This window comes from Enterobacter cloacae complex sp. IR5403 (assembly GCF_049238705.1).
Taxonomy (GTDB): domain Bacteria; phylum Pseudomonadota; class Gammaproteobacteria; order Enterobacterales; family Enterobacteriaceae; genus Enterobacter; species Enterobacter hormaechei_C.
Map to the genome: position 1 here is coordinate 174,292 of NZ_JBMKHP010000008.1, position 19,149 is coordinate 193,440.

At 55.5% G+C, this 19,149-nt stretch carries 15 protein-coding genes and 1 pseudogene; 2 read left to right on the forward strand and 14 right to left on the reverse strand.

Annotation, left to right across the window (positions count from 1 at the left end; translation table 11 throughout):
* Nucleotides 1-48: 48 nt before the first annotated feature.
* The 10 genes and pseudogenes from ACOTW6_RS13740 to ACOTW6_RS13785 form a co-directional block, all read right to left on the reverse strand.
* A complete protein-coding gene (locus ACOTW6_RS13740) occupies nt 49-282 on the reverse strand; it encodes a YgdI/YgdR family lipoprotein (RefSeq protein WP_003856439.1) in 234 nt (77 codons plus the stop codon).
* A gap of 182 nt (nt 283-464) precedes the next feature.
* Nucleotides 465-3,689 carry a carbamoyl-phosphate synthase large subunit gene (gene carB / locus ACOTW6_RS13745; protein ID WP_023315370.1) on the reverse strand — a complete coding sequence of 1,075 codons (3,225 nt, stop codon included), beginning with the start codon at nt 3,687-3,689 and terminating at the stop codon, nt 465-467.
* An 18-nt stretch (nt 3,690-3,707) separates the two neighbouring features.
* Nucleotides 3,708-4,856 carry a glutamine-hydrolyzing carbamoyl-phosphate synthase small subunit gene (gene carA / locus ACOTW6_RS13750; RefSeq protein WP_062932376.1) on the reverse strand — a complete coding sequence of 383 codons (1,149 nt, stop codon included), beginning with the start codon at nt 4,854-4,856 and terminating at the stop codon, nt 3,708-3,710.
* 454 nt (nt 4,857-5,310) lie between these two features.
* Nucleotides 5,311-6,132, reverse strand: a complete 822-nt coding sequence (dapB, locus tag ACOTW6_RS13755) for a 4-hydroxy-tetrahydrodipicolinate reductase (protein WP_062932377.1) — start codon at nt 6,130-6,132, stop codon at nt 5,311-5,313.
* A gap of 205 nt (nt 6,133-6,337) precedes the next feature.
* Nucleotides 6,338-7,288: a 4-hydroxy-3-methylbut-2-enyl diphosphate reductase gene (gene ispH, locus ACOTW6_RS13760; protein ID WP_028015471.1), complete on the reverse strand. Its 951-nt coding sequence runs from the start codon at nt 7,286-7,288 to the stop codon at nt 6,338-6,340.
* A 1-nt stretch (nt 7,289) separates the two neighbouring features.
* Complete coding sequence (gene fkpB / locus ACOTW6_RS13765) at nt 7,290-7,739, reverse strand: FKBP-type peptidyl-prolyl cis-trans isomerase (protein WP_003856450.1); 450 nt, start codon at nt 7,737-7,739, stop codon at nt 7,290-7,292.
* Nucleotides 7,740-7,855: 116 nt separating this feature from the next.
* A complete protein-coding gene (gene lspA, locus ACOTW6_RS13770; RefSeq protein ID WP_013095527.1) occupies nt 7,856-8,356 on the reverse strand; it encodes a signal peptidase II in 501 nt (166 codons plus the stop codon).
* The gene (ileS, locus tag ACOTW6_RS13775) at nt 8,356-11,172 is read right to left on the reverse strand and encodes an isoleucine--tRNA ligase (RefSeq protein WP_062932378.1); all 2,817 of its coding nucleotides are present in this window, start codon (nt 11,170-11,172) and stop codon (nt 8,356-8,358) included. Before ileS ends, lspA begins: the two co-directional genes overlap by 1 nt.
* A gap of 45 nt (nt 11,173-11,217) precedes the next feature.
* On the reverse strand, nt 11,218-12,144 hold the full coding sequence (gene ribF / locus ACOTW6_RS13780) for a bifunctional riboflavin kinase/FAD synthetase (RefSeq protein WP_003856456.1): 927 nt from the start codon (nt 12,142-12,144) through the stop codon (nt 11,218-11,220).
* Between the two features lie 7 nt (nt 12,145-12,151).
* Nucleotides 12,152-12,357, reverse strand: a pseudogene (locus tag ACOTW6_RS13785) (DUF2575 domain-containing protein); the annotation flags it as partial.
* 115 nt (nt 12,358-12,472) lie between these two features.
* Between ACOTW6_RS13785 and rpsT the strand changes: the two are divergent.
* A complete protein-coding gene (gene rpsT / locus ACOTW6_RS13790; protein WP_003856458.1) occupies nt 12,473-12,736 on the forward strand; it encodes a 30S ribosomal protein S20 in 264 nt (87 codons plus the stop codon).
* Between the two features lie 58 nt (nt 12,737-12,794).
* On the opposite strand, the gene nhaR is transcribed toward rpsT, so the two are convergent.
* The 4 genes from nhaR to dnaK form a co-directional block, all read right to left on the reverse strand.
* A complete protein-coding gene (nhaR, locus tag ACOTW6_RS13795) occupies nt 12,795-13,694 on the reverse strand; it encodes a transcriptional activator NhaR (protein ID WP_003856462.1) in 900 nt (299 codons plus the stop codon).
* Between the two features lie 59 nt (nt 13,695-13,753).
* Complete coding sequence (nhaA, locus tag ACOTW6_RS13800; RefSeq protein WP_062932379.1) at nt 13,754-14,929, reverse strand: Na+/H+ antiporter NhaA; 1,176 nt, start codon at nt 14,927-14,929, stop codon at nt 13,754-13,756.
* 173 nt (nt 14,930-15,102) lie between these two features.
* Entirely contained in the window at nt 15,103-16,248 is a 1,146-nt protein-coding gene (gene dnaJ, locus ACOTW6_RS13805) for a molecular chaperone DnaJ (protein ID WP_008502040.1), read from the reverse strand.
* Nucleotides 16,249-16,335: 87 nt separating this feature from the next.
* Nucleotides 16,336-18,249: a molecular chaperone DnaK gene (gene dnaK, locus ACOTW6_RS13810; protein ID WP_006810169.1), complete on the reverse strand. Its 1,914-nt coding sequence runs from the start codon at nt 18,247-18,249 to the stop codon at nt 16,336-16,338.
* 295 nt (nt 18,250-18,544) lie between these two features.
* Between dnaK and satP the strand changes: the two genes are divergently transcribed.
* The gene (gene satP / locus ACOTW6_RS13815) at nt 18,545-19,111 is read left to right on the forward strand and encodes an acetate uptake transporter (RefSeq protein WP_003856474.1); all 567 of its coding nucleotides are present in this window, start codon (nt 18,545-18,547) and stop codon (nt 19,109-19,111) included.
* The last annotated feature ends 38 nt before the right edge of the window (nt 19,112-19,149 follow it).

Consider the following 19,149-nt stretch of genomic DNA (forward strand, 5'->3'; position numbering starts at 1 on the left):
ACAGGCTAATAGTGAATATTATTGACGGGCTAACGTCAGAAATCTGAATTAGTTATCCAGCTCGCCCATTGATTTAACCTGGTCACGGTTAATCTGTTCAGTTTGACCGGTTTCGGCGTTTTTGTACGATACCAGACCGGTATCGTCATCCACCTGCGGTTTCCCGTCAGTAACAATCGTTTTGCCATCGGTGGTTTTTACGGCCTGATTGGACGAACAGCCCGCCACGGTGAACATTGCGGTGGCAGCCAGAACGGAAGCGATCAGTAGTTTATTTTGCATGGTGTTTTCCCCTGCTCTCAGTTGAATTTTCGTTATCGACCTAACCATTTTAGGCTAACTGACTGAAAGCGGATGAAAAACCAGAAGGTTCTTAAGATGGGTAAAGAAAACCACAGGGCGGGTAAGCGAAGCGCCACCCGCCATTTGCCCGGCGGCGCTAACGCTTGCCGGGCCTGTGCAGATTACTTGCTAATCTGAGCGTGCATTTCCTGCACCGAAATCACCTTCTCGGTGGCATCCGCATTCAGCGCCATGGCCGTCGCGAAACCGCCGTTCAGGGTGGTGTCGTAATGCACTTTGTACTGGAGCGCGCTGCGGCGAATCAGCTTGGAGTCTTCAATCGCCTGGCGACCTGCGGTGGTGTTAATGATGTAGGTGTACTCGCCATTCTTAATGCGGTCCTGAATGTGCGGACGACCTTCATGCACTTTGTTCACCAGACGCGGGTTGATACCCGCTTCACCCAGCACAATCGCCGTACCGTGAGTGGCGTCCAGCTCGAAGCCCTGTTTCAGCAGCTTGGCGGCCAGGTCAACCACGCGCTCTTTATCGCCTTCGCGAACGGAGAGCAGCGCACGGCCTGATTTTCTCATGGTGGAGCTACTGCCCAGCTGCGCTTTGGCAAACGCTTCGGCGAAGGTACGGCCCACGCCCATCACTTCCCCGGTAGAGCGCATCTCTGGCCCTAACAGCGGGTCAACGCCCGGGAATTTGTTGAACGGCAGCACCACCTCTTTCACCGAGTAGTACGGCGGGATGATTTCTTTCGTGACGCCCTGCTGAGCCAGCGTCTGGCCAGCCATCACGCGCGCCGCCACTTTCGCCAGCGGAATACCGGTCGCTTTAGAGACGAACGGCACGGTACGCGCCGCACGCGGGTTGACTTCAATCAGATAGACTTCGTTGTCTTTAACCGCGAACTGAACGTTCATCAGGCCGCGAACCTGAAGCTCGAAGGCCAGCTTCTGCACCTGCTGGCGCATCACGTCCTGAATCTCCTGGCTCAGGGTGTACGCTGGCAGAGAACAGGCGGAGTCACCGGAGTGCACGCCCGCCTGCTCGATGTGCTCCATGATGCCGCCAATCAGCACCATTTCGCCGTCGCAGATGGCATCCACGTCGACTTCAACCGCGTCGTCGAGGAAGCGGTCGAGCAGCACAGGCGCATCGTTGGAAACGCTCACCGCCGTCTGGAAGTAGCGACGCAGGTCCGCTTCGTCGTAAACGATTTCCATCGCGCGACCGCCCAGTACGTAGGATGGACGCACCACCAGCGGGTAGCCAATCTCTTTCGCTTTCTCAACGGCCATTTCAATTGCGGTCACGGTGGCGTTCGCCGGCTGTTTCAGCTTGAGACGGTCAACCGCCTGCTGGAAACGCTCGCGGTCTTCCGCACGGTCAATCGCGTCCGGGCTGGTGCCGATAACCGGTACACCTGCTGCTTCCAGCGCGCGCGCCAGCTTCAGCGGAGTCTGGCCGCCGTACTGCACGATCACGCCTTTTGGCTTCTCGATGCGCACGATTTCCAGCACGTCTTCCAGGGTAACCGGCTCGAAGTAGAGGCGGTCGGAGGTATCGTAGTCGGTCGAAACGGTTTCCGGGTTACAGTTGACCATGATGGTCTCGTAACCGTCTTCACGCAGCGCCAGTGAGGCGTGTACGCAGCAGTAGTCAAACTCGATGCCCTGGCCGATACGGTTTGGACCGCCGCCCAGCACCATAATCTTGTCGCGGTCGACGGACGGGTTCGCTTCGCACTCGTCTTCATAGGTGGAGTACATGTACGCGGTATCGGTCGAGAACTCTGCCGCACAGGTGTCCACACGCTTGTAAACCGGGTGCAGGTCATACTGGTCGCGCAGCTTGCGGATTTCCGCTTCACGCACGCCCGCCAGCTTAGCCAGACGCGCATCGGCGAAGCCTTTACGCTTCAGCATGCGCAGGAAGTCTGCGTCCAGGCCGTTGATGCCCAGCTCCGCCACTTTCTCTTCCAGACGCACCAGCTCTTCAATCTGCACCAGGAACCAGCGGTCAATGTTAGTCAGGTTAAATACGCCGTCGACGGACAGGCCCGCGCGGAAGGCATCGGCGATGTACCAGATACGCTCTGCGCCCGCGTCTTTCAGCTCGCGGCGGATTTTGGTCAGTGCTTCCGGGTCGTCCAGGCTGACTTTCGGGTCAAAGCCGGTCGCGCCCACTTCCAGGCCGCGCAGCGCTTTTTGCAGGGATTCCTGCTGCGTGCGGCCAATCGCCATGACTTCACCAACGGATTTCATCTGGGTGGTCAGACGGTCGTTGGCGCCGGCGAATTTCTCGAAGTTAAAGCGAGGAATTTTAGTCACAACGTAGTCGATGGACGGTTCGAAGGACGCAGGGGTGCGGCCACCGGTGATGTCGTTCATCAGCTCGTCGAGGGTATAACCCACCGCCAGTTTCGCCGCCACTTTCGCAATCGGGAAGCCGGTGGCTTTGGAGGCCAGCGCGGAGGAACGGGACACGCGCGGGTTCATTTCGATAACAATCAGACGGCCGGTTTTCGGGTTCACCGAGAACTGCACGTTAGAGCCGCCGGTTTCCACGCCGATTTCACGCAGTACCGCCATCGAGGCGTTACGCATGATTTGGTACTCTTTGTCGGTCAGCGTCTGAGCTGGCGCAACGGTGATGGAGTCGCCGGTGTGGATCCCCATCGCGTCGAAGTTTTCGATGGAGCAGACGATGATGCAGTTGTCGTTTTTATCACGCACCACTTCCATCTCGTACTCTTTCCAGCCAATCAGCGATTCATCAATCAGCAGCTCTTTGGTTGGGGAGAGATCCAGGCCGCGCTCGCAAATCTCTTCAAACTCTTCGCGGTTGTAGGCAATGCCGCCGCCGGTGCCGCCCATGGTGAAGGAAGGGCGGATGATGCACGGATAACCCACTTCAGCCGCAACGGCCAGCGCTTCTTCCATATTGTGCGCGATACCGGAACGTGCGGTGTCGAGGCCGATTTTCTTCATGGCCACGTCGAAGCGGCGACGGTCTTCTGCTTTATCAATCGCGTCGGCGGTCGCCCCGATCATGGTCACGCCAAACTCTTCCAGCACGCCCTGACGCTCCAGCTCCAGCGCACAGTTCAGCGCCGTCTGGCCGCCCATGGTCGGCAGCACCGCGTCCGGACGCTCTTTCTCGATAATTTTGCGTACCACTTCCCAGTGAATCGGCTCGATGTAGGTCGCATCCGCCATTTCCGGGTCGGTCATGATGGTGGCCGGGTTAGAGTTCACCAGGATGACGCGGTAACCCTCTTCACGCAGGGCTTTACACGCCTGCGCGCCGGAGTAGTCAAATTCACAGGCCTGGCCGATGACAATCGGGCCAGCGCCAAGGATCAGGATGCTTTTTATGTCTGTACGTTTTGGCATGGTCTTCTCAGCTCCTGATTATTTAGCGGTCTTACGGTATTGCTCGATAAGTTCGATGAAGTGATCGAACAGCGGTGCGGCATCGTGTGGGCCCGGGCTGGCTTCAGGGTGACCCTGGAAGCTGAACGCAGGCTTATCGGTGCGATGGATACCCTGCAAGGTGCCATCGAACAGTGATTTGTGCGTCACGCGCAGGTTAGCCGGCATCGTCGCTTCATCCACAGCGAAGCCGTGGTTCTGCGCGGTGATCATCACCGTGTTGTTGTCGATATCTTTCACCGGGTGGTTACCACCGTGGTGGCCGAACTTCATCTTGACGGTGTTCGCTCCGCTCGCCAGCGCCAGCAGCTGATGACCGAGACAGATGCCGAATACCGGGATATCGGTTTCCAGGAAGGACTTGATGGCGTCGATAGCGTAGTCGCACGGCGCCGGGTCGCCAGGACCGTTAGAGAGGAAGATGCCGTCCGGGTTCATCTTCAGAACCTCTTCCGCAGATGTTTGTGCCGGGACGACCGTCAGGCGGCAGCCACGGTCAACCAGCATACGCAGGATGTTGCGCTTGGCGCCAAAATCATAGGCCACCACGTGGAACGGCAGCTCGCTTTCCGGTTTCGCTTCCGGCAGGTCGCCTTCCAGCGTCCAGCTTCCCTGCGTCCAGCTGTAGGCTTCAGCGGTGGTCACTTCTTTCGCCAGGTCCATACCGTTCAGTCCCGGGAAGGCTTTCGCTTTTTCCAGCGCCAGCGTCGCATCGAGGTTATCCCCTGCGATGATGCAACCGTTTTGTGCACCCTTCTCGCGCAGCAGACGCGTCAGCTTACGGGTATCGATATCGGCAATCGCCACAATGTTATGGCGCTTCAGGTAAGAAGAGAGGTCTTCGGTGTTGCGGAAGTTGCTGGCAATCAGCGGCAGGTCACGAATGACCAGGCCTTGCGCATGTACCTGAGAGGATTCTTCGTCAGCCGCATTGGTGCCGACATTGCCGATATGAGGATAAGTAAGAGTAACGATTTGGCGAGAATAGGAAGGATCAGTGAGGATTTCTTGATAACCGGTCATTGAAGTATTGAAAACGACTTCCCCAACCGCCGAACCCGTTGCCCCTATGGCCCGACCGATAAACTGGGTTCCGTCTTCCAGAACCAATAGCGCTGACTTAATCAAAACACCCTCCAGAGAATATTCACTCACTTTATTTGCATATTAATTCATAACCATGTCATGGATCAATGCAAATGTGTTGCCAGCGGATTTTTGGCAAACGGCGGCATTCTGGGGATTTGCTATGTAAAAGTCAACTTAAAACGGGAGTTTTGTATATTCTTTTGCAAGCCTGGCATCTGGATTGGGGTTTAATGGACAAAAAGATCAGGTAAATCATTCCGGAAAACGCTTGCGCGGCAGGTTTGTTAGAATTTTAGAGAGATGCGCGACAAAAAGTGGACCAGATGGTCAAAATTTACATATATTTCACAGAAAAATGGCACAACAATAAGCTTTATGCCGTCTAAGCGTTATTTTTTATCTAAAACGGATAAAATAAGAGGGCAATAAATTATTGCCCTATGCAATCAAGGAATTACGACTGCAATAACCACATCACGATGGGTAATATCGCTTACAAATTATTGAGATCAAGCACATCTCGCATATCAAAAAGACCCTTTTCCTTCGCATTAAGCCACAAAGCGGCACGAACTGCACCATTCGCAAACGTCATGCGGCTTGACGCTTTATGGGTGATCTCAACACGCTCGCCAATATCGGCGAACATCGCTGTATGTTCGCCGACGATATCGCCTGCACGAACGGTTGCGAAACCAATTGTCCCAGGCACGCGTTCGCCGGTATGTCCTTCACGGGTATAGACCGCGCACTCTTTTAAATCTTTATCAAGTGCATGAGCAATCGCTTCGCCCATCGCCAGCGCCGTGCCTGATGGAGCATCAACTTTATGGCGGTGGTGTGCTTCAACAATCTCAATGTCGGTATAGTTGCCCATCACCTTCGCTGCCTTTTCCAGCAGTTTCAGCATGACGTTAACGCCGACGCTAAAGTTCGCAGCGAAGACAATCGCAATCTCAGTGGACGCGTCCTGAATGGCCTGTTTACCGGCATCATCGAAACCAGTGGTACCAATCACCATCCCTTTACCGTGCTGACGGCAAAACGCCAGATGAGCCAGCGTGCCTTCCGGACGGGTAAAGTCGATGAACACGTCAAAGTCTTCTTTCACCGCCTCAAGGCTGCTCTGCACGGTGACGCCTGTCTTGCCCGCGCCCGCCAGCTCGCCTGCATCGGCTCCCAGCAGGGATGAACCTTCACGCTCCAGCGCCGCGCCGAGTGCCACGCCATCCATCTGTAGTGCCGCCTGAATCAGCTGGCGGCCCATACGTCCACCCGCGCCCGCAATAGCAACGCGGATCTGTGCATCATGCATAGTTATTCTCTTACGTTAAAATGATGTAAACCGTTTTCAGATTAACCAGCCTTGGCAAAGCCTGCCAACTGAAAACACCGATAATTAGAATTTAACGTGAAACCGACTTAAATATCAGTAAAAGACATGATTTTGTCGTCACGATAAAGTTTGGGGCAAAAAAAAGGCCAGCACAGGAGGTGCTGGCCTTTCATCAGATAAAGAACTATTCCACTTCTCGCGCGTCAATACGCAGCTCTTTCGGCACTTCGAAGACAATGTTCTCTTCACGGCCTTCCAGCGGCACCGCTTCGCCACCGCCCAGCTCTTGCAGACGGGCAATGACGTTCTGCACCAGAATATCCGGCGCTGAAGCGCCTGCGGTAACACCGACGCAGGCCGCGTTTTTCACCCACGCTTCCTGAATGTCCGTTGCGTCGTCGATCAGAAACGCCGCTTTCCCCATACGCTGCGCCAGTTCGGCCAGACGGTTGGAGTTAGAGGAGTTTTTCGAGCCGACCACCAGCACTACGTCCGCCTGTTCAGCCAGCGCGCGCACGGCTTCCTGACGATTGGTGGTTGCGTAGCAGATATCATCTTTGCGCGGCCCGACGATTTTCGGGAAGCGCTGACGCAGAGCGTCAATCACGTCTGAGGTGTCGTCCACGGAAAGCGTCGTCTGGGTCATAAACGACAGACGCGCTTCGTTTTTCACGTTCAGCGTCAGGACGTCTTCCGGTGACTCAACCAGATACATCCCCCCTTCCGGGTTGCTGTACTGGCCCATGGTGCCTTCCACTTCCGGGTGGCCGGCGTGACCAATCAGAATTGACTCTTCACCACGACGGCTGGCGCGCGCCACTTCCATATGCACCTTAGTCACTAACGGACAGGTGGCATCGAATACGGTCAGATCGCGGCTTTTCGCCTCGTTGCGTACCGCCTGAGAGACGCCGTGCGCGGAGAAGATGAGGATTGCGCCGTCCGGCACTTCGCTGATCTGCTCGATAAAAATCGCACCGCGCTCGCGCAGGCTGTCGACCACGTAGCGGTTGTGCACCACTTCGTGACGCACATAAATCGGCGCGCCGTAAATCTCCAGCGCGTTTTCAACAATGCTGATAGCGCGGTCTACACCGGCGCAAAAACCGCGCGGGTTAGCCAACAGGATCTGCATTTCAGGCCTCCAGCGCCGGATCGATCTCCAGCACTTCTACATCAAAATGAACGGTACGCCCGGCAAGCGGATGGTTGAAGTCAACGGTAATGGAGTCACCGTTGATTTCGCGGATCACGCCAGGCATTTCGCTGCCGTCCATAGCGGTAAAGAGCATAATCGCCCCGATTTCCGGTTCACCCGCATCCATAAACTCACGGCGCGAGAAGTACTGGATCAGATCCGGGCTTGGCACACCGAATGCCGCATCCGGCTCCAGTGAGAACGCTTTTTTCTCACCCTCTTTCAGACCGAGAAGCTGCTGTTCGAGGCCTTCAGACAGGGAGGTATCGCCCAGACGAAACAGCGCCGGTTTGCCATTGTTGCGGGTGGATTCGGCCGTGGAGCCGTCATCCAGCTTCAGCGTGAAATGAACGAGAACCGCGCTGTTGCTCTGTACGGATTTAGACATGCAAATTGCTCGCTTGTTTTGGGTCACCTGTTGCTCGGTGGCGCTACGCTTACCGGGCCAACGGGGGCCACAAATTCTGTAGGCCGGGATCGCTACGCATCACCCGGCTGGTTTTGTTACGCCTGCTCTTTCGCAGCCGGTTTAGGCAAGAAGCCTTCCAGCACGATTAACGCCGCACCGATGCAAATGGCGCTATCGGCGAGGTTAAAGGTCGCGAAGTGCCAGTCGCCGACGTAGAAGTCGATCATATCGACCACAAAGCCGTGCCACAGGCGGTCAAACAGGTTGCCCAGCGCGCCGCCAATGATCAGCGCGTAGGCGATGTTATTCAGCTTTTGCGTGGCCTTCGAGCGGTACATCAGCACCGCCAGCACGACGCAGATACCGATAGCGATACCCGCGAAGAACCAGCGCTGCCAGCCACCGCTGTCGGCAAGGAAACTAAACGCCGCACCATAGTTGCGGGCATAGTGCAGGTTAAGCGACGGGAACAGCGGGACCGTATCCCCCAGAGCGAAATTCTGGAGGATCAGGAACTTGCTGCCCAAATCAATAATCAGCACCACTACCACCAGCCACAGCCAGCGCAGTCCTGTTGAACAGAGAGTTTTACTCATCAGGCAAACTTACGTTTTTCGCCGTCACCGGCGACGTTGCTTACACAGCGTCCGCAGATGTCTGCGTGTTCCGCCACCTGACCGACATCGGTAGTGTAATGCCAGCAACGCGGGCATTTTTCACCGTCGGCTTTGCTCAGTGCGACCTTCAGTCCTTTGAGCAGTTCGCTCTGCTGAGCATCAGCAGACGCCTCGGCATAATCCGCAACTTTCGCACCGGAGGTCAACAGGACAAATCGTAATTCATCGCCCAGCGCGGTCAGTTTGGCCGCCAGCTCCGGTTCGGCGTACAGGGTCACCGTCGCTTCCAGAGAGCCACCGACTTTCTTGTCAGCGCGCGCCTGCTCGATAACCTTGTTCACTTCGCCACGCACTTTCAGCAGCTCGTCCCAGTAGGCATCGTTCATCGCTTCGGTGCTGGAGAGATCGAACAGACCTTCGTACCACTCGCCGGTGAAGACATACTTCTCGCGGTCGCCCGGCAGGTAACCCCAGATTTCATCCGCAGTGAAGGACATGATCGGCGCCATCCAGCGCACCAGCGCCTCTGCGATGTGGAACAGCGCAGTCTGGCAGCTACGACGCGCCACGCTGTCCGCTTTCGCGGTGTACTGGCGGTCTTTGATGATGTCGAGGTAGAACGAGCCCATCTCGATGGAGCAGAAGCGCATCAGGCGCTGCACCACTTCGTGGAAGTCGTAAGATTCGTACGCTTTAACAATGTCTTCCTGCGCCGCTTTCGCGCAGCCCACCGCCCAGCGATCGAGCACGACCATCTCTTCCGGCTTCACCATGTCTTTTACCGGATCAAACCCGTTCAGGTTCGCCAGCAGGAAGCGCGCGGTGTTACGGATACGACGATAGCTGTCGGCAGCACGTTTCAGGATCTCATCAGACACCGCCATTTCGCCGGTGTAGTCGGTAGATGCTACCCACAGGCGCAGGATGTCCGCGCCCAGTTTGTTCATCACGTCCTGCGGAGAAACGGTGTTACCGATAGATTTGGACATCTTACGGCCCTGGCCATCCACGGTGAAGCCGTGGGTCAGTACCTGACGGTAAGGTGCTTTACCCTTCATGGCGGTGGAGATCATCAGGGATGACATGAACCAGCCGCGGTGTTGGTCGGAGCCTTCCAGATACATGTCGGCAGCGTGACCGGCGAACTCAGGGCGCACGTCAACGACAGAGGCGTGAGTTGAACCGGAGTCGAACCACACGTCCAGGGTATCTGGCACTTTCTCGTAGTTGTCCGCGTCCGCGCCCAGGATGTCGCGGGCGTCGAGATCCCACCACGCCTGAATGCCGTCAACTTCGACGCGCTTCGCCACTTCTTCCATCAGTTCCAGCGTATTCGGGTGCAGCTCCTGCGTCTCTTTATGCACGAACAGCGACATCGGCACGCCCCAGGTGCGCTGACGGGAGATACACCAGTCAGGACGGTTAGCCACCATGGATTCGATACGCGCCTGGCCCCAGTCCGGGATCCACTGCACGCCTTTGATCTCTTTCAGAGACTGCTCGCGCAGGCCTTTCTGGTCCATGCTGACGAACCACTGCGGGGTCGCACGGAAGATGATCGGCGACTTGTGACGCCAGCAGCACGGGTAGCTGTGTTGCATTTTCTCAACGTGCAGCAGCGCGCCGCTGGTGCGCAGCATGTCAACGATGATGTCGTTGGCTTTAAAGACGTTAATACCGTCCAGCGCCGGGTAGGTGCCAGGCAGGTAAGAGCCATCCGGACCGACCGGGTTGGCGATTTCCAGACCGTATTTCAGGCTGATGTTGTAGTCGTCAGGACCGTGGCCACCGGCGGTATGCACCGCACCAGTACCTGCGTCCAGCGTGACGTGGTCGCCCAGGATCGCCGGAACGTCGAAGTCCAGGAACGGGTGTTTGAAACGCATCAGTTCCAGCGCGTCGCCTTTAACGGTGCCCAGCACGGTGTAATCAGTGATGTTCGCGCGTTTCAGCACGCTTTCGACCAGGTCTTTCGCCAGGATAACCGCACGGCCATCAATCTGCACCAGCGCATACTCAAACTCGCCAGAGAGGGAGATCGCGCGGTTAGCAGGCAGCGTCCACGGGGTGGTGGTCCAGATAACCAGCGAGACTGGACCGCTTACGCCAGGCAGACCAAATTTAGCTTTAATCGCATCCTGATCGACCGCTTCGAACGCCACATCGATAGAAGGCGAGGTTTTGTCGTAATACTCAACTTCCGCTTCTGCCAGCGCAGAACGGCAGTCGACGCACCAGTGCACCGGCTTAGCGCCTTTGTGCAGGTGACCGTTGCCGATGATTTTACCCAGCGCACGGATGATGTTGGCTTCGGTTTTGAAGTCCATGGTCAGGTACGGATGCGACCAGTCGCCCAGCACGCCCAGACGGATAAAGTCAGCGCGCTGACCGTCAACCTGGGTGGCAGCGTATTCGCGGCATTTCGCGCGGAATTCTGCGGCGGTGAACTTCTCACCCGGCTTACCATACTCTTGCTCAACTTTCAGCTCGATTGGCAGACCATGGCAGTCCCAGCCCGGAACGTAAGGCGAGTCATATCCCGCGAGTCCTTTGGACTTCACGATAATGTCTTTCAGAATCTTGTTTACAGAGTGACCAATATGAATGCTGCCATTCGCATATGGAGGGCCATCATGCAGAATGAAGGTTTTTTTGCCTTTTTTGGCTGCACGAATGATGCCGTACAGGTCATCATCGGTCCAACGCGCCAGCATTCCCGGTTCACGCTTGGCGAGATCGCCGCGCATCGGGAACCCTGTTTCCGGCAAATTCAGGGTTGATTTATAGTCACTCATCAGATTCTCGGTTCCGTATTTATCACGTAGGCAGTTAAGCCGGTTCTAAAGCCCAAAAAACTCGCGGGCCGTTAATTCATCTCGCGCGATTTGCGCCTTAAGTTCATCCAGCGAAGCGAATCGCTGTTCATTGCGTATTTTTTTACGCAGTATCACATCTATATGGCGACCGTAGAGGTCCATTACAACGTCCAGCAGGTGTACTTCTAACTGTTGACGCACACCGGCAACTGTTGGACGTGTGCCAATGTTGGCGACGCCGTAGAAAGGCTTCTCGCCCAGTCCTGCCACTTCCACCGCATAGACCCCTTTAACCGGGGAGACCTGACGACGCAGCGGTATATTCGCCGTCGGGAAACCTATCGTGCGGCCCAGCGCATCGCCATGGACCACGCGACCTGAAATTGTGAACGGGTGACCCAGCAGCGTTTCTGCCGTGTCCAGTTCATCGTTCGCCAGCGCCTGACGTACCGCGGTGCTGCTGACGCGCACGCCGCCCTCACAGAAGGTCATCGTGCTGGTGACGTCAAACCCGTACTCCAGGCCAGCCTTCTGTAATAACAAGAAATCGCCCTGACGACCAGCGCCAAAGCGGAAATCATCGCCCACGGCGAGAAACTGCACGCCAAGCTGCCTGACCAACAGGTCGCTGACAAAATTTTGTGCGGTCAGCGCGGCAAAACGACGGTCGAACCGTACGCACAGAACGTAGTCCACCCCTGACTCCGCCAGGTAGCGTAACTTCTCGCGCAGACGCGTCAGCCGAGCGGGGGATTTCTCGCCTGCAAACAGCTCCAGCGGCTGAGGCTCGAAAATCATCACCACGACGGGCAGGCCTCGCGCCTCGCCTTCTTTACGCAATCCCTGCAACAGCGCCTGATGCCCACGATGCACGCCGTCGAAATTACCAATGGTCAGCACGCACCCGTGCGGGGCTTGACTGAGATTATGTATGCCGCGTATCAGCTTCATGACTGGCTCAAAACAGTGAAAATCGCCAAAGTATACCTTGTACAGCGGTTAAGGTTAACCGGCGATTGTTCACGCTAAACAGAAAGCCGTATGATTTCATCACGCTGACCTTTCACAGCAAAAAAATCTGCCCGCGAACTGCGATTTTTACGCCGAAAAGCTGTATTCACGAACGACAAGCTGGTAGAATCCTGCGCCATCACTACGTAACGTAGCGTCGCCACATTAACGGCGCTTATTTGCACAAATCCATTGACAAAAGAAGGTATAGAGGGCATATTCCTCGGCCTTTGAATTGTCCACATAGATCATATTTGGGAGTTGGACCTTGGCTAATATCAAATCAGCTAAGAAACGTGCCGTTCAGTCTGAAAAGGCTCGTAAGCACAATGCAAGCCGTCGCTCTATGATGCGTACTTTCATCAAGAAAGTATACGCAGCAATCGAAGCTGGCGACAAAGCTGCAGCGCAGAACGCATTTAACGAAATGCAACCAATCGTGGATCGTCAGGCTGCTAAAGGTCTGATCCACAAAAACAAAGCAGCGCGTCATAAAGCAAACCTGACCGCGCAGATCAACAAACTGGCTTAATCGCCACTTGTTGTTGCTTGTTTGAAAGAACCCGCTTAACGCGGGTTTTTTTATGTCTTCAGATTGCTGGCGGCGTAAACAGCGCCGAGTAGTCGCGGTTGCAGATTCGCTGCACCGCCGGATGCTGAATCATCCTTTCGGCGAATATGGCGTGATACTCTTCCATCACGTTATCCACCCTGCCAATCTCGGTAATCTTGTCGTCTGAATAGAGATCGTGCGCATACAGCGTCGGGGCAACGAAGATAGCGTTGTGCGCCTCGCCAAAGGCTTTCATCAGCGCCGCATCGTCGAACTCACCGAGAATTTCTACGTTCAGCCCCTGCGAGTTAAACCAGTTCAGCAGCTTACGTCCGAGCATGGATCGTCTCCCCGGAACCAGCAAGCGGCGCTCTTCCAGACAGGCCGGAAACGGTTTTTCCGGCGGCGGATTGATGCACCAGAAACTGACGCCGCATTCGCCAATTTTCACCGAGAACAAGCCTTCCTGCTGCGTGGAGTCGATTGGGCAGTCCGAGATAATCATATCCAGCTTATGCTGGCTCAGCTGTTCCAGCAGCATCTCGTGGGTGGACTCAAAGCAGCGCAGATGAATTTGCTCATCCTCAACGACGGCGGCATCCAGCACGCCGCTTACCAGCCGTTTCGACAACGCATCCGCCACGCCCACGTCAAAGAGGAGGTTAGACTCTTTGCGATAGTTAACGATATCCAGCATCTCCTGGCTCAGGGTGAACATCTTGTCCGCATAGCGGAACACCAGCTCACCCAGCTCGCTCGGCTCAATGCCACGCCCTTTCCGCTTAAAAAGCTTTCCCTGCAAGCGCTCTTCCAGGGCTTTGATTTGCCCGGTAATAGTCTGTGGCGTCAGGTAAAGCGCTTCTGCCGCCCCCACGACCGAGCCCTGTTTATAAACGTGCCAGAAGTAATAAAGATGGTTGTAATTCAAATGAGACATCGCGTGTTCTCTCCCTGAGTGTGTATCGGGAGAAGGAGCCCCCTCCTCCCGGTTTTCCGTTATGCCTGGACAGCCTGTCCGGATAATTTCACCTTCAACAAGGTATAACCAATGACTGCGGCCAGTAATGACCCGATGAGAATGCCGAGTTTTGCCCAGACGATAAGCTCAGGCGCGTTTGCGCCAAACGCCAGCGTCGAGATAAAGATCGACATGGTGAATCCAATACCGCACAGCACGCCGACGGCCATAATCTGGCTAAAGGTGGTCCCGTTTGGCAATGACGCCAGCTTCAGCTTCAGCGCCAGCCAGCAGAACAGGCTGATGCCCAGCGGCTTACCGATAAACAGACCGGCGATGATACCCAGCGGCAGCACGGAGGTGAGTCCGTCCAGGGTAACCCCGGCCAGGGAAACACCCGCGTTGGCAAACGCAAACAGCGGCAGGATCATAAAGCCCACCCACGGATGAAGCACATGCTCCAGCTGTCTGGCAGGCGATTTGCCGTCCTGCTCCTTCAGCGGAATAAAGAAGCCAACGATGACGCCCGCCAGCGTGGCATGCACGCCAGACTTCAGCACCGCCGTCCACAGTACCATGCCCACCAGAATATAAATCCCCGTGCGTCGGACGTTGAAGACGTTCAGCAACGCCAGCACCGCAATAGCCACGGCCGCCACGCTCAGCGACAGAACCGACAGATCGCTGGTGTAGAACAGCGCGATAATCACGATAGCGCCCAGGTCATCGATAATCGCCAGCGCCATCAGGAAAATTTTCAGTGCTACCGGGACGCGGCTACCGAGCAAGGCTAAGACCCCGAGCGCAAACGCGATATCCGTTGCGGCCGGGATCGCCCAGCCGCCACGCGCAACCGGATCCTGCCACGCAAACGCGAGAAAGAGCAACGCCGGAACGATCATCCCGCCAATCGCCGCGATCACCGGAAACGCCGCGCGCTGACGGCTGGCAAGCGAACCGATCACCAGCTCACGTTTAACCTCCAGGCCCACCAGCAGGAAGAACACCGCCATCAGCGCATCGTTGATCCACAGCAGCATGTTCTTGTTAATTTCCAGCGCCCCGACCTTCAGCTCGACGGGCGTTTCCAGAAATGCGTGATAGAGATCGCGCGTCATGCCCATATTGGCGAGCAGCATGGCGGCCGCAGCAGCAATAATCAGGATGACGCCGCCGGATGCCTCACTGCTAAAGAAACGGTGTAGTAATTTCACGTTTAAACTCTCTTTTACAACAATACCTCGGTAAAACCATAATATCAGCGCAAACAGATCGGTAAAAACAGATTAATATTGGTTATAGATTCAGTTTAACCGAGGTATAACGCTATAAAGCAAAAAGCCCGGAATCGCTTCCGGGCTTTAAAGGATAGTAACCAGCTGGCGGGTTAGCGGGTTAAATCGTCGAAGAATTTTTTGACGCCATCGAAGAAGCTTTTGGAGCGCGGGCTGTTTTTCTCACCCGTCGGGCCGCCAAAGCTTTCCTGAAGCTCTTTCAGCAGCTGTTTCTGCTTATCGTTCAGGCCGACCGGCGTTTCCACGACCACGCGGCATAACAGGTCACCCTGCGCGCCACCGCGAACGGATTTAACGCCTTTGCCGCGCATGCGGAACAGCTTGCCGGTCTGGGTTTCGCCAGGGATTTTCAGGTTAACGCGACCGTCCAGCGTCGGCACTTCGATTTCGCCGCCCAGCGCCGCCATCGCAAAGTTGATCGGCACTTCACAGTACAGGTTGTTACCTTCACGCTCGAAGATGGCGTGCTGCTTCACCTGAACCTGAACGTACAGATCGCCTGCCGGTGCGCCGTGCTCGCCGGCTTCACCCTCACCTGCCAGACGGATGCGGTCGCCCGTATCCACGCCTGCCGGGATCTTAACGGACAGCGTTTTGGTTTTCTCCACGCGACCGTGACCGTGACATTTGGTGCACGGATCTTTAATCAGCGTACCGCGACCATGACAGTGCGGACAGGCCTGCTGCACCGCGAAGAAGCCCTGGCGCATCTGCACCTGACCGGAACCGTGACAGGTTGGGCAGGTCTGTGGCTGAGTCCCCGCTTTCGCGCCGCTGCCGTGGCAAACGTCACACTCTTCCAGCGTCGGGATACGGATCTCTTTGGTTACGCCACGAACCGCTTCTTCCAGCGTCAGGTCCATGTTGTAGCGCAGGTCTGCGCCGCGCGCCGCGCGCTGACGACCACGCCCGCCGCCGAAGATATCGCCAAATACATCACCAAAGATATCGCTGAAATCAGCGCCGCCGCCGAAGCCGCCGCCACCAAATCCACCGCCGCCCATGCCGCCCTGTTCAAAGGCCGCGTGACCATACTGATCATAGGCCGCACGTTTTTGTGCATCGGTCAGGACTTCGTAGGCTTCTTTAATCTCTTTAAATTTGGCTTCAGCCTCTTTGTCACCCTGATTACGGTCAGGGTGGAATTTCATGGCCAGGCGCTTATACGCCTTTTTGATTTCACGCTCTTCCGCAGTTTTCGGAACGCCTAAAATCTCGTAATAGTCTTGCTTTGCCATTGGTTTTTTTAAGCCCCTTAACATGCGAGCACGGGCGTGGAGAATTCTCCTACGCCCGTGCCGATTACTTACCCTGCATCAGGGCGATTATTTTTTGTCTTTCACTTCTTCGAACTCAGCGTCGACAACATCGTCGTCTTTCGCGTTGTTCTGGGAAGCATCAGCGCCCGCCTGCTGCTGTGCGTGCTGCTGCTGAGCGATTTCCATCAGCTTCTGAGAAACCTGTGCCAGCTCCTGCATCTTCGCTTCGATGTCCGCTTTGTCTTCGCCTTTCAGAGACGTTTCCAGCGCGCTCAGTGCAGTTTCGATCGCAGTTTTGTCTTCCGCTGGCAGTTTATCGCCCGCTTCTTCAACCTGCTTACGGGTGCTGTGCAGCAGATGGTCACCCTGGTTACGGGTCTGAACCAGCTCTTCGAACTTACGGTCGGATTCCGCGTTAGCTTCGGCATCACGAACCATTTTTTCGATTTCCGCTTCGTTCAGGCCAGAAGATGCCTTGATGGTGATCTTCTGCTCTTTACCGCTGTTTTTGTCTTTCGCAGACACGTGCAGGATACCGTCAGCATCGATGTCGAAGGTGACTTCGATCTGTGGCATGCCGCGTGGTGCCGGGTTAATACCGTCCAGGTTGAACTGACCCAGAGATTTGTTATCCGCCGCGCGCTTACGCTCACCCTGAATCACATGGATGGTTACCGCAGACTGGTTGTCTTCAGCGGTAGAGAACACCTGGCTGTGTTTCGTCGGGATAGTGGTGTTCTTGTTGATGAGCGGAGTCATCACGCCACCCATGGTTTCGATACCCAGAGACAGCGGGGTAACGTCCAGCAGCAGAACGTCTTTCACTTCACCGGTCAGTACACCACCCTGAACCGCAGCACCGATAGCAACCGCTTCGTCCGGGTTCACGTCTTTACGTGGCTCTTTACCAAAGAATTCAGCAACTTTCTTCTGAACCATTGGCATACGAGTCTGACCACCTACCAGGATAACGTCCTGAATGTCAGACACGGACAGGCCAGCGTCCTGCAATGCAACTTTCAGTGGCTCGATAGAACGGTTCACCAGGTCTTCTACCAGGCTTTCCAGTTTCGCACGGGTCACTTTGATGTTCATGTGTTTTGGACCGGTCGCGTCTGCGGTGATGTACGGCAGGTTCACGTCGGTCTGCTGAGCGGAAGACAGCTCGATCTTCGCTTTCTCAGCGGCTTCTTTCAGGCGCTGCATAGCCAGCGGGTCGTTACGCAGGTCAATGCCCTGATCTTTCTTGAACTCGTCAACGAGGTAGTTGATCAGACGGGTATCGAAGTCTTCACCACCCAGGTGAGTATCACCATTGGTTGCCAGAACTTCGAAGGTTTTTTCGCCGTCAACATCGTCGATTTCGATAATAGAGATATCGAAGGTACCACCACCCAGGTCGTAAACCGCGATAGTACGGTTGCCAACTTCTTTATCCAGACCGTAAGCCAGTGCTGCTGCGGTTGGTTCGTTGATGATACGTTTTACTTCCAGACCTGCGATACGGCCAGCATCTTTGGTTGCCTGACGCTGAGCATCGTTGAAGTAAGCAGGTACGGTGATAACAGCTTCAGTTACCGGTTCACCCAGGTAATCTTCCGCGGTTTTCTTCATTTTCTTCAGCACTTCAGCAGAGATCTGCGGAGGTGCCGTTTTGGTGCCTTTCACATCAAGCCATGCATCGCCGTTATCGGCTGCGATGATTTTGTAAGGCATGATGGAAACGTCACGCTGAACTTCTTCGTCCTGGAAGCGGCGGCCAATCAGGCGTTTGATCGCAAACAGGGTGTTTTGCGGGTTTGTCACTGCCTGACGTTTAGCCGGCTGACCAACCAGAGTTTCACCATCCTGGGTATAAGCAATGATAGAAGGCGTGGTGCGATCGCCCTCGGCGTTCTCCAGCACACGTGCAGTAGTGCCATCCATAATCGCTACACAAGAGTTGGTAGTACCCAGGTCGATACCAATAATTTTACCCATCTAAACGTCTCCACTAAAAATTCAGTCAACATGTGGTTGTGTACCTGTAATAAGGGCAGAACGTGCTTTTTCAACTGCCCAGATTTGATTTTTTTCAGGTCCACACACTGCGGTTGCTTACAAGATGGGGTCACAACGGCATCCATCAAGGGGGAAGGATAAAAAATTTTTTAATTTCACCCCGATGAGATCATAGACGGCGTCGATGCCGCCCATTATGATGCCGCGCCCCGTCAGGGAGAACTGGCGCGGGTTTAACCATTTCACCATATTAATGATGATTTTTTGAGGACTTATGGGCAACACTAAGTTGGCTAATCCGGCTCCGCTGGGCCTGATGGGTTTTGGCATGACCACCATTCTGCTGAACCTGCACAATATCGGGATGTTCCCGATGGACGGCATTATCCTGGCGATGGGCATTTTTTACGGCGGTATCGCACAAATCTTTGCGGGCCTGCTGGAATATAAGAAAGGCAACACCTTCGGCTTAACCGCCTTTACCTCTTACGGTTCCTTCTGGCTGACCCTGGTCGCAATTCTGCTGATGCCTAAAATGGGCCTGGCGGAGGCGGCAAACGCCCATTTCCTGGGCGTGTACCTGGGACTGTGGGGCGTGTTCACCCTGTTCATGTTCTTCGGTACCCTTAAGGCGAACCGCGCGCTGCAATTCGTCTTCCTGAGCCTGACCGTCCTGTTCGCCCTGCTGGCCATCGGTCACCTGGCGGATAACGAAGGCATCGTTCACGTTGCCGGCTGGGTCGGTCTGGTGTGCGGCGCAAGCGCAATCTACCTGGCGATGGGTGAAGTGCTGAACGAGCAGTTCGACCGCACCATTCTACCGATTGGTGAAAAACACTGATCCCTCTGTCGTGCCCGCGTCGCGGGCACGACGTCCCC